The organism is Sphingomonas sp. S6, from assembly GCF_043498045.1.
In the GTDB taxonomy this organism is placed as follows: Bacteria; Pseudomonadota; Alphaproteobacteria; order Sphingomonadales; family Sphingomonadaceae; genus Sphingomonas.
The window spans coordinates 158,323-172,523 of record NZ_JBIEOE010000006.1 but is presented as its reverse complement, the minus strand read 5'-3'; the positions used below and the strand labels follow the sequence as shown (position 1 = coordinate 172,523).

The window sequence follows — 14,201 nt, the reverse complement described above, 5'->3', positions numbered from 1 at the left end:
CGTAACGTCGGGAACCGCAGCGCAACGCCCTGCCCCAACCCGGTCAGCCGATCAACCCGGCCAACCGCTGCCACAGACCAACCGCGCCCAAATCGTTGAACGTGACGATCAGCATCAACGCCAATACCGCAGCCAATCCGCCGCGAAATGCCCATTCCTGTACCTGAGGTTCGAGGGGACGACGCCGCACCGCTTCGATCGCGTAGAAGAAGAGGTGTCCGCCATCCAGCATCGGCACTGGCAGCAAATTGATGAACCCCAGATTGATGGAGAGCATCGCGACCAGCCAGACGAAGGCCGAAACGCCCAACGCCATCTGTTCGCCGGAAATCTTTGCGATGCGGATCGGGCCGCCCAGTTCGTCGATCGAGCGGCGACCGCTAATGATCTGGCCGATCGTCTCCAGCGTCCCGCCGATGATCTCGCCCGTCATCCGCACGCCGGCGATCGGCGCCTCGGCAAGGCTGACGGGGGCGAGCACCGGGTCGCCGCTCTGCAAGCCCAGCCGGCCGATGCGATATTCGTTGCCGAACCGGTCGCGCTGATGGACCGTGCCGATCGTCAGCGGCGTCTCGATATCGCGGCCGGCGCGCGCCACCGTCACCGTCACCTGCTGGCCCGGCCGGATCAGCGCGTAGCGCGCCAAATCGGAAAAGGTGTCGACCCCGCGGCCGTCGAGCGCGACGATCCGGTCGCCTGCACGCAGGCCCGCCTTCGCCGCGGCACCGCCGTCCACCACCGCGCCGACGACGGCGGGCGTGCGATCGACGCCATAGCTATAGGCGAAACCCGCGAGGATCAGCACCGCCAGGATCAGATTCACCGCAGGCCCCGCCGCGACGATGATCGCGCGCTGCCACAAGGGCTTGGCCTGGAAGGTGCGCATCCGCTCCTCGGCGGGCAACGAGAGCCAAGCCGCATCGGGCTGGCTCGCGGGGTTCATGTCGCCCGCAAACCGGACATAGCCGCCCAGCGGCAACCAGCCGAATTTCCAGCGCGTGCCACGGGAATCGGTGACGCCCGCGATCTCGCGCCCGAACCCGATCGAAAACGCCTCCGCCTTCACGCCGAAGACGCGGCCGGCGAGATAATGGCCCATCTCATGAATGAACACGAGCGGCCCGATGGCGCACAGAAAGGCGAGGACCGCCATCAGGATACCGGGGGACTGGATCAAGCTGCGCAATCCTTCACGCGTGAACCTCTACACGCCCCCCGGTCCGGCCCGTGCTTCGGCCCCGAACCTGCTCGTCCGCTATCCGCCGTGCCTCGGCATCGACCGCCAGGACCGATTCCACCGTGGCGGGCGCCTGCGGGTCGTAACGCTCCAGTGTATCGGCGACGATTGCGGCAATTTCGAGGAAGCCGATCCGTCGCGCCAGAAAGGCGGCGACCGCCACCTCGTTGGCCGCGTTGAGGATCGCCGGACGGGCACCGCCCGCCTCCAGCGCCGCCCGCGCCAGCGACAGCGCGGGAAAGCGCACCGGGTCGCACGCCTCGAAGTCGAGCCGGCCGATCTTGACGAGGTCCAGCGGCTCCATCGGCGTCGCCATCCGGTCGGGCCAGGCGAGCGTATGCGCGATCGGCACGCGCATGTCGCTGGGGCCGAGCTGCGCCAGCATCGATCCGTCGACATAATCGACCATCGAATGGATCACCGACTGGCGGTGCATCACCACCTCGATCCGGTCGTTGTCGACCGGGAACAGCCGCGCCGCCTCGATCAGCTCGAGACCCTTGTTCATCATCGTCGCGCTGTCGACGCTGATCTTCGCGCCCATCGACCAATTGGGATGCGCGACCGCCTGTTCGACGGTGACGTCGGCCATCCGCTCCAGCGACCAGTCGCGGAACGGCCCGCCGCTGGCGGTCAGGATGATCCGCCGCACCCGCTCGGGGCGCGCGAAGTCGAAACATTGGTGGATCGCGTTATGCTCGCTGTCCGCGGGCAGCAGCGTCGCGCCCGACGCCGCAGCGGCGGCCAGGATCACCTCGCCCGCCGATACCAACGGCTCCTTGTTGGCGATCACGACGGTGCCGCCATGCGCGATCGCCGCCATCACGGGCTCCAGGCCCGCACAGCCGACGATGGCGCCCATTGTCCAGTCCGCACCCGCCGCAGCGTCGCAGATCGCCTGCCGCCCGCCCGCGGCTTCGGTGCCCGTTCCCGCCAGCGCCGCGCGCAGGTCGGGCAGACAGCTCTCGTCCGCGACGACGGCCACCTCCGCCTTCGTGCGGATCGCGGCTGCCGCCAGGTTTGCGACGTCGCAATTGGCGGTCAGCGCGCGAACGCGGAACCGGTCCGGCTCGCGCTCGACCAGATCGAGCGTCGACGTGCCGACCGATCCGGTGGCGCCCAGGATGGTGACGGTCTTCACGCAGGAAATCCCAGCGGCACCACGACGAGCAGCGCCGCGATCGGCAGCACCGGCACCACGCCATCCAGCCGGTCGAGCACGCCGCCATGGCCCGGAATCACGCTGCCCGAATCCTTCACCCCAGCACGGCGCTTCAGATGGCTTTCATACAGGTCGCCCGCCTGCGCCAGGATCGCGAGCACCGGCGTCGCCGCCACGAAGCGCACCGGCAGCAGATAGACGCGGCTCATCACGAGCGCGAGCACGGTCGCGGCGGCTATCCCGCCGATGAGCCCGGCCCAGGTCTTGTTGGGGCTGATCGCCGGTGCCAGCTTCGGCCCGCCGATCGTCCGTCCGGCGAAATAGGCGCCGATATCGGTCGCCCACACGAGGCTCAGCGCCCACAAGGCGTTGCGCAGGCCGTCCGGCTCATGCCGGATCAGCAGCAACGCATAGATCGGCAGTCCGCAATATAAGACGCCGAGCGCCAGCGCCGGGCGCCGCGTGACGATACCGAGGAAGAAGAAGGCGCCGGCCAGCAGCCCGAGCGCGAAGAAATTGGGACCGGCCGCGATCGGGCACATGATCGCCAGCGGCACGAACAGGACATATTGGCCCAGCCGCTTGGTCTGCGGCGACGCGCCGTTCAGCTCGCTCCATTCGGCCATCATGAACACGCCGATCACCGCGGCAAGCAACCAGAGCGCAAAGCCGCCGAACGCCAGCGCGACCAGCGCGACGGCGATCATGCCGACACCGGTCACCGCGCGCACGGCCAGGTCCGACGGGCGCTTGCCCGGGGCAGCGTCGCTCACAGGCCGCCGTAACGCCGCTGACGCTGCCCGAATGCGGTCACCGCATCGGCCAGCGTGTCGCCGTTGAAATCGGGCCACAGGGTCTCGACGAACAGCAGCTCGGCATAGGCCGCCTGCCACAACAGGAAATTCGACAGTCGTTGCTCGCCCGACGATCGGATGACGAGGTCGAGCGGCGGCAGGTCCGCGGTCTGCAACTCCGCCTCGATATGCTCGGGCGTGATCGACGCAGGGTCGATCTCCCCCGCCGCCGCCCGCGCCGCCAGAGTCTGCGCCGCCGCGACCAGCTCCGCCTGCGACCCGTAGTTGAGGGCGATCACCAGCACCGGGCCGGTGTTGCCCGCGGTTTTGGCGACCGCATCGTCGACCAGCGCGACCAGATCGGGTGCGAACCGGCGATAGTCGCCGATGATGCGCAGCCGGACATTCTCTTCGACCAGCTCAGCCAGGTCGCTGCGGATGAACAGCCGCAGCAGGCCCATCAGCGCGCCCACCTCTTCCTCGGGCCGGCGCCAATTTTCCGAGCTGAACGCATACAGCGTCAGCGCCTCGATCCCCATCGCGCGCGCGGCGCGGGTGACGCGGCGCACCGCCTCCACCCCCGCCTTGTGCCCGGCGACGCGCGGCAGGTGCCGGGCCTTCGCCCAGCGGCCGTTGCCATCCATGATGATCGCAACATGGCGCGGCACGAGGCCGGTGTTCGGAACCGCCGAGAGGAGGGGTGCGCTGCTCACGCGGGCACTCCCGAAGGAGTGCCGGGCCGCTCATGCCCCCGGCATGAGCCAAACAGCTGGCGCTGTTTACCCGTCACTTGCCCAGGATTTCCTTTTCCTTCGCCGCCGCTGCCGCATCGACATCGGCGATCGTCGCGTCGGTCAGCTTCTGCACCTCGGTTTCGTGGCGCTTGCGCTCGTCCTCGCTGAACACGCCCTTCTTCTCGTCGGTCTTGAGGTTGTCCATGCCGTCGCGGCGGACGTTGCGCACCGCGATGCGCGCGCCTTCGGCGTACTTGCCGGCGAGCTTGGCGAGTTCCTTGCGGCGCTCTTCGGTCAGGTCGGGGATCGGCAGGCGCAGCGTCTGGCCGTCGTTGATCGGGTTGAGGCCCAGGCCCGCCGAGCGGATCGCCTTTTCCACCGGCCCGACGTTCGACTTGTCCCACACCTGGACCGAGATCATGCGCGGCTCCGGCACGGAAACGGTCGCGACCTGCGTCAACGGCATGTGGCTGCCATACACTTCCACGGTAACGGGATCGAGCAACGCGGTCGACGCACGGCCGGTGCGCAGACCGGCAAGGTCGTGCTTCAGCGCTTCGACCGCACCCGCCATGCGGCGCTCGAGATCGGACTTGTCATAGGCAGCCATGGGTTACTCCACTTCCTTCTGCACGACCGTCGAGACGCCCTCACCGCGCAGCACCGCGGCGAAATTGCCGTGTTCGCGGATGTTGAAGACGACGATCGGGATGTTCGAATCACGGCACAGCGCGACGGCGCTGGCATCCATGACTTTCAGATTCTGCGCGAGCACCGTGTCATAACTGACGGTTTCGAAGCGCTTGGCGCTCGCATCCTGCTTGGGGTCGGCGTTGTAGACGCCATCGACGCTGGTGCCCTTGAACAGCGCGTCGCAATTCATCTCGGCGGCGCGCAGCGCCGCGCCCGAATCGGTGGTGAAGAACGGCGAGCCGACGCCGGCTGCGAAGATCACGATCCGCCCCTTTTCCAGGTGCCGCATCGCGCGGCGGCGGATGAAGGGTTCGCACACCGACGACATCGGGATCGCCGACTGTACGCGCGTTTCGACGCCGATCTGCTCCAGCGCATTCTGCACCGCGAGCGCGTTCATGACGGTCGCGAGCATGCCCATATAATCGCCGGTCGCGCGCTCCATGCCACGCGCCGCACCGGAAATGCCCCGGAAGATATTGCCGCCACCGACGACGATGCACAGCTCATAGCCCTGCGCCTTCACGTCGGCGATTTCCTCGGCGACGCGCGCGGTGACGGTGGGGTCGATCGACAGGCCACCGCCCTCCCCCATCAGCACTTCGCCGGACAATTTCAACAAGATGCGTTTGTAGCGCGGCGCGGGGCTCATGGGGTCCTATCGCATGGGGGAGAAAGCGGCCGGACCTTAGGCGCACATCCGCGCCGGAGCAACCGTCGCCGCACGGCACGCGCGTGAGGAAATGGTGCAGAGGAACGGCGCGGGCCGACGAATGACACGAAGGCTGAACCTGCGTTGACGAAGGGGTTCAGCAGATTTCAGGCCTTGCTTGCGTATCGCCGGGGGCATGGACAGGCTGACACAGTGGCTGAAGGTGATGTGGCGCCGTTTCCGGCGCGCGTCGGAGGCCGCGAGCGAATCCCCGCGCCGTCCTCCGCAAAAACCGGTGCGCCGCGCACCGCGCCGGTTGCGGCGCCGGCGCCGGCGGTCGCGGTAGGAACGCCATCTGCCGCCCCACCCGGCGTCCTCGTCGCCTTGATATGTCCTGAAAAAGCCCCCGACCGCTGAACGCATCACCGTTTCCGCACGCGCGTGGTCGGCACCCACCTCCCGTCCATATTTGACTCACTTTGCGATGTTGCTATTGCGAATCGTAGTCAATTAGGGGGCGGTAATGAAGTATGTGTATCTGACCATCGTCAGCGCGCTGTTGGGAACGACGGCCGCGACCGCGCAGACCACTCCCCCTCGACAGGACGAGGCCAATGTCGACGACATCGTCGTCACGGCGCAACGGTCGCGCAGCGATATCGTCACGTCAGGCCATCAGCTGACCACGATCGATCAAAGCCAGATCGAACTCGCCCGCTCCGCGTCCGATACGCTGGCGACCATCCTTGCCAAGACCGTGCCGGGCCTCGCCGATTCCAGCCGCACGATCACCGATTTTGGCCAGACGTTGCGCGGGCGCGGGGCGCTGATCCTGGTCGATGGCGTGCCGTACAACACGAACCGCGACAGCGCCCGCGGCCTCATCGGCCTCGAACCCTCCAACATCGCGCAGGTGCAGGTGCTGCGCGGCAGCAGCGCGATGTACGGCAGCGGCGCAACCGGGGGCATCATCTCGATCAACACCCGCCCCGCCGGCGGGCCGCTCCGGGCGGAAACGGTGCTGGCGGGCACCGGATCGCTCTCCAACCTGACGACCGACAGTCTGGGTGGCCGGGTACAGCAATTCGTCTCGGGCTCCGCGGGCAGCTTCGACTTCATCGTCAACGGCGGCTATCAGCGGATCGGCGGCGGGTTCGACGGCAACGGCAACCGCCGCGCGCCCGAACCCAGCCAGGGCGACCTGTTCGACAGCAACGTGTGGAACGTCGGCGGCAAGGCCGGGCTGCGCGTCGGCGGAGCCTATGTCCAGCTGTCGGCCAGCCATTATCGCGCCGATCAGCATACCGATTTCGTCTCCGACCCCGCGGTCGATCGCCTGCCCGCCGGCGCGGCCGCCGCCCGCCCCCTGCGCGGGATACAGCTCGCCGACCAGAACCAGCTCTACAGCACGGTGCTGACGGCCAATCTCGCCGCGCGCGACGTGCTCGGCAGCCGGCTGACCGCGCTCGGCTATTACCGTGACTTCTTCTCGCGCTACACGCCGTTCGATGCGCGCGGCATCGCGACGCGCGGACGCAACGTCGATCAGGTGACGCAGAACAGCCGGGTCTTTGGCGGCCGGCTGACGATCGAGACACCGCTAGGGGAGCGCAGCTCGCTCACCTGGGGTGGCGATCTCACCCACGAACAGAGCGACATGCCGCTCGATGTGTTTGACCCCGTCGCTTATGACGCGAGCCGGGGTCTGGTGTTCAACCGGATTGCGACTCTCCTCTACATGCCGGAATTGACGACGCTGACCTATGGCGGCTTCGTCCAGGCGCAGCACCGGTTCGCCGACTGGCTCGCGGTCGAAGGGGGCGCCCGTTACGACCGTGCCCGCGCCCGCTTCGACGACTTCATCCCGCTCTCGCAATCGCGTGCGGCGCGGCCGGGCACGATCCCTGGCGGCACCATTTCCTATGGCGCCTGGACCTTCAACGGCAGCGCGACCGTAACCCCGGTTGCGGGTCAGGACTTCTTTGCGACCTTTTCCCAAGGCTTCCAGTTGCCCGATATCGGGCTGCAATTGCGCAACGCCAACCTCGGCTTCAACATCCGCAATTCCGACCTGCAGCCGGTCCGGATCGACAGCTATGAAGTCGGCTGGCGTGGCCGGTTCGGCAAGGCGCGCATGACCGCGTCCGCATTCCGCACCACGTCCGAACTGGGCGACGTGCAGAGCCTCAACAACGGCCTGATCCTGGTACGCACCGCCGAGCGCATCCGCGGCCTCGAGGGATCGCTCGATGTCGGCGAACCGATCGACCGCGTCCGGGCCGGCGCGACCGCCACCTGGATCCGCGGCCGCGAACGCCCCGCCAACGCCGCCGCGTCGCGCCCGATGACCGGCTATCGCATCCCCCCGCTCAAGGTCACCGCCTATGTCGAGGTCACCCCCGTCGAGCGGCTCGACATCCGGTTTCAGGGGCTCCTGTCGGGCGATCGCGACTATCGGCTGAACGGCGTGCAGAGCTTCGGCCGCCGCAAGGTCGAACAATATACGGTGTTCGACGTGACCGGCCGCTGGCGCCCGACCGACCGGGACACGATCACGGCCGGGATCGAGAACCTGTTCAACACCCAATATTTCCCGGTGTACAGCCAGCTGCTGCGCAGCAACCTCAACAGCAGCCGCGTGCCCGCCAACGGCGCCACGCTGACGATCGGCTACCGCCGCAACTGGTAGGCGGAGCGCAGGACGGGATCGGGAACGAAGGTCCGGCGGCGCGCCTTTCGGCGGGCTCGTCCGGATCTCCCGTCAAAGAGCGCGCGATGCCTCTGTTTGACCGGAAGTGGTGCCCCTGGCCGGACTCGAACCAGCATGCCTTGCGGCGTTCGATTTTGAGTCGAATGCGTCTACCAATTTCGCCACAGGGGCAGCGAAGTCAGCGCGCCTAGCGGGTCAGGCCGCGCACCGCAAGGGTTGCCCGCCCGAACCGGACAAGAAAGTGCGCCCCGCCGGTCCTCGCCGGATCGCCGCCCCAACCGGACCTACTCTATCGTCCACATTGCGGTGACGTCGGGGTCGGTCAGCGTCCCTCCGGTGGAGCGCAGCCGATAGGACCCCGGCGCCGCCGCCTGAAAGGCGCGGGGGTCGGGTGGCAGGCCGAACCGCTCGCCGCCCAGCACCAGCTTGATGCCATGCGCGTCGGCCGTCTCGACCGTGCCGAACACCTGCTCCTGCAGCAGCCCCGCTGCGGTCTGTCTCGTGATGCCGACGAGGACGCGCTTGCCGATCAACGCGGCGCCGAAGGCGTCGTCCCACGCCGGCGTGTCCTCAAGCTTCATCATGCCCTCCGCAACGCGGCTTAGCTGGTCGGCGCCCGTCGTCGATAGCTCAACGCCTCCGCGACATGGACGCGCCCCACGTCGTCTGCGCCCGCCAGATCGGCGATGGTCCGCGCGACGCGCAGCACGCGGGTGTAGCCACGCGCCGACATGCGGGTCGCTTCGGCGGCCTGGGCGAGCAGGCGGCGGCCGGCATCGTCGGGGGTTGCAACCGCGTCCAGCACCGTGCCGTCCGCCTCGGCGTTGGTCCGCGGCGCCTCCCCCGCATAGCGTGCGCTCTGGATCGCGCGGGCCGCCGCGACGCGCGCGGCGACCTCGGCCGATCCTTCCTTCGGTGGCGGCAGCACGAGGTCGGCGGCGCTGACCGCGGCAACCTCGACGTGCAGGTCGATGCGGTCCAGCAGCGGGCCCGAGACCTTCGCCTGATAATCCGCCGCGCATTTCGGCGCGCGGGCGCAGGCGAGGCTGGCGTCGCCCAGATGCCCGCACCGGCACGGATTCATCGCCGCGACCAGCTGCACCCGCGCCGGAAAGGTGACGTGCGCATTGGCCCGCGCGACGCTGACCACCCCCGCCTCCAATGGCTGGCGCAGCGAATCGAGCACCGCGCGCTGGAACTCCGGCAGTTCGTCGAGGAACAGCACGCCGAGATGCGCGAGGCTCACCTCGCCCGGCTTCACCTTCAGCCCGCCTCCGGTCAGCGCCGCCATCGAGGCGCTGTGATGCGGGCTGCGGAACGGCCGGTTGCGCGTCAGCCGCCCGCCGGTCAGAGTCCCCGCGACGGACTGGACCATCGACACCTCCAGCGCCTCGGCGGCATCGAGCGGTGGCAGGATGCCAGGCAGGCATGACGCCATCAGCGACTTGCCCGCACCCGGTGGCCCGACCATCAGCAGATTGTGCCCACCCGCCGCGGCGATCTCCAGCGCGCGCTTGGCGACCTCCTGCCCCTTCACCTGCCGCAGGTCCGGGCCGTGGCCCGATGGTTCGACCTCGCCCGGCACCGGCGCGCCCAGCAGGCCATGGCCTTTGAAATGGTTGATCAGCGACAGCAGGTCCGGCGCCGCCAGCACCTCGACCGATCCCGCCCATGCCGCCTCGCTCCCCTGCGCCGCGGGACAGATCAGCCCCAGCCCTTCGGCGCCCGCATGCAGCGCGGCGAGCAGCACCCCCGGCGACGGCGCGATCCGCCCGTCGAGCCCCAGTTCTCCGACGACGAGATACTGGCTCAGCGCCTCGACATCGACGACGCCCATCGCGCCCAGCAGCGCCAGCGCGATCGGCAGATCGAAATGCGCGCCTTCCTTGGGCAGATCGGCGGGCGACAGGTTGACGACGATCCGCTTGGGCGGCAGCGCCAGCCCCATCGCCGCGATCGCGCCGCGCACCCGCTCGCGACTTTCCGCCACCGCCTTGTCGCCCAGGCCCACGACATTGAAGGCGGGCAGGCCCGCGATCAGCTGCACCTGCACTTCGACGCCGCGCGCCTCCAGCCCCAGATACGCCACCGTCCGCACGATCGCCGTCATGTCCGTCCCCCCGGGGATCGGTCATAGCCGCTTTCGCGGGAGGGGGAATGACCATTTCGGATCGATCGCGCGTGCCATCTTTCCAGCGCGTCTTGTAGATGTAACACACAAGCGCCACATCGCGCGCCATGAGGGTCCCCTCTCCCACCGCGGCCCGCGTCACCGCATTGACTTCGCCGCGCCTGCTGGTTAAGCGCGCCCCATCACGGCCGCCTCTTCGGGGTGGCCCTTTTCTATTTCGACGTATCCGAGGGATGAATCATGAAGCGGACCTTTCAGCCGAGCAACCTGGTGCGTGCGCGTCGCCACGGCTTCCGCTCGCGGATGGCGACCGTCGGCGGTCGTGCGGTGATCCGTGCGCGCCGCGCGCGCGGCCGCAAGAAGCTGTCGGCGTAAGCACGCCCGTGGATGTCGGCGCCGTCGCCGGCATCCGCACTCTCTCGCGTCGCAGTGAATTTCTCGCGGCGAATGCGGGGCGGCGTGCGCCGATGCCGGGATTCGTCCTGCTGGTGCACGACCGCAAGGATGGTGACCCCGCCATGGGCGTGGGCTTCACCGTCACCAAGAAGATCGGCAACGCCGTCGTCCGGAACCGCATGAAACGGCGGTTGCGGGCGTTGGCGCGTGAGCTGTTGCCGGCCGGCGGCATCCGCGGCGCCGACCACGTTCTGATCGGCCGGGACGGCGGGATCGAGCGCGACCATGCGCTGCTGAAGGCCGAATTTGCGAAAGCGCTGGGCAAGATCGCGCGCGGCGAGGATTCGCCCTCGCGACCGCGCGGGCCCCGAAAGCCGAAACGGTGATCGCGCGCCTTCTCATCCTGATCGCGCGCGGTTGGCAGCTAGGCCCATCGCTGATCCTGCCGCCCAGCTGCCGCTACCAACCCTCCTGTTCGGCCTATGCAATCACGGCACTTCGCCGCTATGGCGCGGTCAAAGGGGGCTGGCTGGCGGTGAAGCGGATCGCGCGCTGCCATCCATGGGGCGGGCACGGACCCGACCCGGTCCCTTGAGCTACGACGGGGCAAGACCTTGAACAAAGAACGCCAGAATTTCGTCCTGTTCGCGGTGATCGCGGCACTGATCCTGTTCGCGTGGCCGCTGATCCAGGGCAAGTTCTTCCCCGTGTCGAACCCGCCGGTGACGAAGATCGTCAACGGCAAGTCGGTGCCGGTGACCGCGAAGACCGCCGATCCCACCGCCGACGCACCCGCCGCCATCCGCAGCCGCCAGGCGGTGCTGGGCGATTCCCCGCGCGTCCGCATCCAGACTCCGACGCTCCAGGGTTCGATCAACCTGAAGGGCGCGCGCATCGATGACCTCGTACTGGTCAAGTACAAGGAAACGATCGCCAAGGACTCGCCGCCCATCCGCCTGCTCTCGCCGAGCGGCGCGCCGGAGGCCTATTTCGCCGGCTTCAGCTGGCGTGACGACGGGCTGAAGCCGCCCGCGGGTGATGCCGTCTGGACCGCCTCGTCGCCCATCCTCGCCCCCGGCAAGCCGGTCACGCTGACCGCGACCAACGCCAGCGGACAGCGCTTCGCGATCGAACTGTCGGTCGACGATCAGTACATGTTCACCGTCAAGCAGACGGTGCAGAACGCCGGCGCCGCGCCGGTGCCGGTCGCGCCCTATGGCTACGTCAACCGCGTCGGCGTGTCGAAGGACCCCGGCACGTGGCAGATCCACACCGGCCCGATGTCCGTCCACAACGGCGGCGCCGATTATGGCGTCAAGTTCAAGGACCTCGACAAGGCGCCTGAAAAGTTCGCCACCACCGGCGGCTGGCTCGGCTTCACCGACAAATATTGGCTCACCGCGCTGATCCCCGATCAGCAGGCCCAGTTCGACGGCCAGTTCCGTGCCGGCGCCAACACCGCCTATCAGGCCGACTACGCCTTCGCGCCCAAGCTGTTGCCGCCGGGCCGTGCGATCACGCAGACGACGCGCTTCTTCGCGGGTGCCAAGGAAGTGAAGGCGCTCCAGCATTACGAGAACGATCAGGGCGTCACCAAGCTCGACAAGGCGATCGACTGGGGCTGGTTCGAAATCCTCGAAAAGCCGATCTTCACCTATCTCGACTGGCTGTTCCGCATGGTCGGCAACTTCGGCGTCGCGATCATCCTGCTGACGGTCACGATCCGTGGCCTGATGTTCCCGATCGCCCAGCGCCAGTTCGCCAGCATGGCCAAGATGCGCGCGCTGCAGCCGAAGATGAAGGCGCTGCAGGAACGCTACAAGGACGACAAGCCGCGCATGCAGCAGGAGGTCATGGGCCTCTACAAGACGGAAAAGGTCAATCCCGTCGCCGGTTGCGTGCCGACGCTGATCCAGATTCCGATCTTCTACGCGCTGTACAAGGTGCTGATGCTGACGATCGAAATGCGGCACCAGCCGTTCGTCGCCTGGATCAAGGATCTGTCCGCGCCCGATCCGCTGACCCCGGTCAACCTGTTCGGCTATCTGCACTTCACTCCGCCGCACCTGATCGCGATCGGCGTCGTGCCGATCATCCTCGGCATCTCGATGTACTTCCAGTTCAAGCTGAACCCGGCGCCGATGGACGACACGCAGAAGCAGGTGTTCGCGGTGATCCCCTGGGTGCTGATGTTCGTGATGGCCAGCTATCCGGTCGGCCTGCAGGTCTACTGGATCGCGTCCAACTTCCTCGCGATCCTGCAGCAGCGCATCCTCTATGCCCGCCACCCCGACCTCAAGATCGCGGCGGCCAAGTGAGCGACGAAATCGTAGCGCCCGAGCATGAGGGCTTCACGCCCGAGATGCTCGAGGCGGCGCGCAAGACGTTCGCGGGGCCCGTCGGCTTCCTGAAGTCGGCCCCCAGCCTCGAACATCTACCGGCGCCCGTGGTGCCGGAGGTGGCGTTCGCCGGCCGTTCGAACGTCGGCAAGTCGTCGCTGCTCAATGCGCTCACCGGGCGCAACGGCTTGGCGCGCACGTCGAATACGCCGGGCCGGACGCAGGAATTGAACTTCTTCGACATCGGCAGCCCGCTCGCCTTCCGGCTGGTCGACATGCCCGGCTACGGCTTCGCCAAGGCGCCCAAGGATGTCGTCAAGAAATGGCGCTTCCTGGTCAACGACTTCCTCCGCGGTCGCGACACGCTGAAGCGCGCATTGGTGCTCATCGATTCGCGCCATGGCATCAAGGACGTCGACCGCGACATCCTCGAAATGCTCGACAAGGCCGCCGTCAGCTACCGCCTCGTCCTGACCAAGGCCGACAAGGTGAAGGCGACCGAACTGGCGGACGTCATGGACCGCACCGCCGCTGAGGCGCGCAAACGCCCCGCCGCCCACCCCGACATCCTCGCCACCTCCAGCGAAGGCGGCATGGGCATCCCCGAACTCCGCGCCGCGGTGATCGAAGCGATCGGCTGAGGCTACCCACACCGTCACCCCGGACTTGTTCCGGGGTCCACCGGACCGCGAGGGGAACGCAAGAGCCTCAAACCACCCCCCTCGCCGCAAAGTGGACCCCGGACCAAGTCCGGGGTGACGGGGTGAATGAGGCGAATAATGCCGCCCAAGAACCCCCGTCATCCCGGCCTTGAGCCGGGATCCCGCTTCTTCTGCGAGGCCTGAAAGCGGGACCCCGGATCAAGTCCGGGGTGACGGCGCCTAGGTGGACTGGCATGACTGAAAGGCCTGCGCGCTCCCAACCGACCCCGTCACCCCGGACTTGTTCCGGGGTCCACCGGGCCGCAGGGGGACGGCAAGAGCCTCAAACCACCCCCTCGCCGCAGAGTGGACCCCGGAACAAGTCCGGGGTGACGCGGTGACGGGTTGTGACGCAATCAATGCCCCCAAAAACCTCCGTCATCCCGGCCTTGAGCCGGGATCCCGCTTCTTCTGCAACGCCCGACGGCGGGCCCCGAAGATGACGAAGGAAAGCAGGCCGCCAAATCGCCCCAACGCCTGTTGGACCAAACCCCTCACAAACCCCTCCAATCAAACCAGAACCAACCACCCCCTGTCCTACACCCCCGCGCCTGCCTACCCCCGCGGCCGATGATAGCCCACCCGCCCCTCCCCACCCGATCACCACACAAATCGAAACAATCGCCCCCGATCGTTTTCGTTAAGGTGTCCA

The 14,201-nt window shown here is 67.8% G+C and carries 14 protein-coding genes and 1 tRNA gene; 6 read left to right on the top strand and 9 right to left on the bottom strand.

Annotation, left to right across the window (positions count from 1 at the left end; all coding sequences use genetic code 11):
- Window positions 1–43: 43 nt before the first annotated feature.
- The 6 genes from ACGVWT_RS11970 to pyrH all read right to left on the bottom strand — a co-directional run bounded on the left by ACGVWT_RS11970 (window position 44) and on the right by pyrH (window position 5,272).
- Entirely contained in the window at window positions 44–1,177 is a 1,134-nt protein-coding gene (locus tag ACGVWT_RS11970; RefSeq protein WP_315462057.1) for a M50 family metallopeptidase, read from the bottom strand.
- Between the two features lie 13 nt (window positions 1,178–1,190).
- Window positions 1,191–2,378, bottom strand: a complete 1,188-nt coding sequence (dxr, locus tag ACGVWT_RS11965; protein ID WP_315462056.1) for a 1-deoxy-D-xylulose-5-phosphate reductoisomerase — start codon at window positions 2,376–2,378, stop codon at window positions 1,191–1,193.
- Complete coding sequence (locus tag ACGVWT_RS11960; protein WP_315462055.1) at window positions 2,375–3,172, bottom strand: phosphatidate cytidylyltransferase; 798 nt, start codon at window positions 3,170–3,172, stop codon at window positions 2,375–2,377. The genes dxr and ACGVWT_RS11960 overlap by 4 nt, the downstream gene beginning before the upstream one ends.
- Window positions 3,169–3,906: an isoprenyl transferase gene (locus ACGVWT_RS11955; RefSeq protein ID WP_082049222.1), complete on the bottom strand. Its 738-nt coding sequence runs from the start codon at window positions 3,904–3,906 to the stop codon at window positions 3,169–3,171. Before ACGVWT_RS11955 ends, ACGVWT_RS11960 begins: the two co-directional genes overlap by 4 nt.
- A gap of 73 nt (window positions 3,907–3,979) precedes the next feature.
- Entirely contained in the window at window positions 3,980–4,537 is a 558-nt protein-coding gene (frr, locus tag ACGVWT_RS11950; RefSeq protein ID WP_017978416.1) for a ribosome recycling factor, read from the bottom strand.
- A gap of 3 nt (window positions 4,538–4,540) precedes the next feature.
- Complete coding sequence (gene pyrH, locus ACGVWT_RS11945) at window positions 4,541–5,272, bottom strand: UMP kinase (RefSeq protein ID WP_315462054.1); 732 nt, start codon at window positions 5,270–5,272, stop codon at window positions 4,541–4,543.
- A gap of 523 nt (window positions 5,273–5,795) precedes the next feature.
- Here pyrH and ACGVWT_RS11940 point away from each other — a divergent pair.
- Complete coding sequence (locus ACGVWT_RS11940) at window positions 5,796–7,961, top strand: TonB-dependent siderophore receptor (RefSeq protein WP_315462053.1); 2,166 nt, start codon at window positions 5,796–5,798, stop codon at window positions 7,959–7,961.
- Between the two features lie 107 nt (window positions 7,962–8,068).
- Here the strand turns inward: ACGVWT_RS11940 and ACGVWT_RS11935 are convergent.
- The 3 genes from ACGVWT_RS11935 to ACGVWT_RS11925 all read right to left on the bottom strand — a co-directional run bounded on the left by ACGVWT_RS11935 (window position 8,069) and on the right by ACGVWT_RS11925 (window position 10,092).
- Window positions 8,069–8,153 (bottom strand) — tRNA-Leu (locus ACGVWT_RS11935).
- Window positions 8,154–8,266: 113 nt separating this feature from the next.
- The gene (locus ACGVWT_RS11930; RefSeq protein ID WP_315462052.1) at window positions 8,267–8,566 is read right to left on the bottom strand and encodes a hypothetical protein; all 300 of its coding nucleotides are present in this window, start codon (window positions 8,564–8,566) and stop codon (window positions 8,267–8,269) included.
- Between the two features lie 17 nt (window positions 8,567–8,583).
- The gene (locus ACGVWT_RS11925) at window positions 8,584–10,092 is read right to left on the bottom strand and encodes a YifB family Mg chelatase-like AAA ATPase (protein ID WP_315462051.1); all 1,509 of its coding nucleotides are present in this window, start codon (window positions 10,090–10,092) and stop codon (window positions 8,584–8,586) included.
- A 261-nt stretch (window positions 10,093–10,353) separates the two neighbouring features.
- Here ACGVWT_RS11925 and rpmH point away from each other — a divergent pair, with 261 nt between their 5' ends.
- Genes rpmH through yihA form a run of 5 tightly spaced genes read left to right on the top strand, consistent with a single transcriptional unit; the run spans window position 10,354 to window position 13,489 of the window.
- Complete coding sequence (rpmH, locus tag ACGVWT_RS11920) at window positions 10,354–10,488, top strand: 50S ribosomal protein L34 (protein ID WP_017978410.1); 135 nt, start codon at window positions 10,354–10,356, stop codon at window positions 10,486–10,488.
- An 8-nt stretch (window positions 10,489–10,496) separates the two neighbouring features.
- A complete protein-coding gene (rnpA, locus tag ACGVWT_RS11915) occupies window positions 10,497–10,895 on the top strand; it encodes a ribonuclease P protein component (RefSeq protein WP_116460905.1) in 399 nt (132 codons plus the stop codon).
- Window positions 10,892–11,104: a membrane protein insertion efficiency factor YidD gene (yidD, locus tag ACGVWT_RS11910; protein WP_017978408.1), complete on the top strand. Its 213-nt coding sequence runs from the start codon at window positions 10,892–10,894 to the stop codon at window positions 11,102–11,104. Before rnpA ends, yidD begins: the two co-directional genes overlap by 4 nt.
- A 19-nt stretch (window positions 11,105–11,123) precedes the next feature.
- Window positions 11,124–12,827 carry a membrane protein insertase YidC gene (gene yidC, locus ACGVWT_RS11905; RefSeq protein ID WP_043059508.1) on the top strand — a complete coding sequence of 568 codons (1,704 nt, stop codon included), beginning with the start codon at window positions 11,124–11,126 and terminating at the stop codon, window positions 12,825–12,827.
- 44 nt (window positions 12,828–12,871) lie between these two features.
- Window positions 12,872–13,489, top strand: a complete 618-nt coding sequence (yihA, locus tag ACGVWT_RS11900) for a ribosome biogenesis GTP-binding protein YihA/YsxC (protein WP_116461407.1) — start codon at window positions 12,872–12,874, stop codon at window positions 13,487–13,489.
- Window positions 13,490–14,201 lie beyond the last annotated feature (712 nt).

Coding starts and splice junctions, on each gene's coding strand:
- frr (WP_017978416.1), bottom strand. CDS start 4,537: ATGGCTGCCTATGACAAGTCCGATCTCGAGCGCCGCATGGCGGGTGCG.
- pyrH (WP_315462054.1), bottom strand. CDS start 5,272: ATGAGCCCCGCGCCGCGCTACAAACGCATCTTGTTGAAATTGTCCGGC.
- ACGVWT_RS11940 (WP_315462053.1), top strand. CDS start 5,796: ATGAAGTATGTGTATCTGACCATCGTCAGCGCGCTGTTGGGAACGACG.
- ACGVWT_RS11930 (WP_315462052.1), bottom strand. CDS start 8,566: ATGATGAAGCTTGAGGACACGCCGGCGTGGGACGACGCCTTCGGCGCC.
- ACGVWT_RS11925 (WP_315462051.1), bottom strand. CDS start 10,092: ATGACGGCGATCGTGCGGACGGTGGCGTATCTGGGGCTGGAGGCGCGC.
- rpmH (WP_017978410.1), top strand. CDS start 10,354: ATGAAGCGGACCTTTCAGCCGAGCAACCTGGTGCGTGCGCGTCGCCAC.
- yihA (WP_116461407.1), top strand. CDS start 12,872: ATGCTCGAGGCGGCGCGCAAGACGTTCGCGGGGCCCGTCGGCTTCCTG.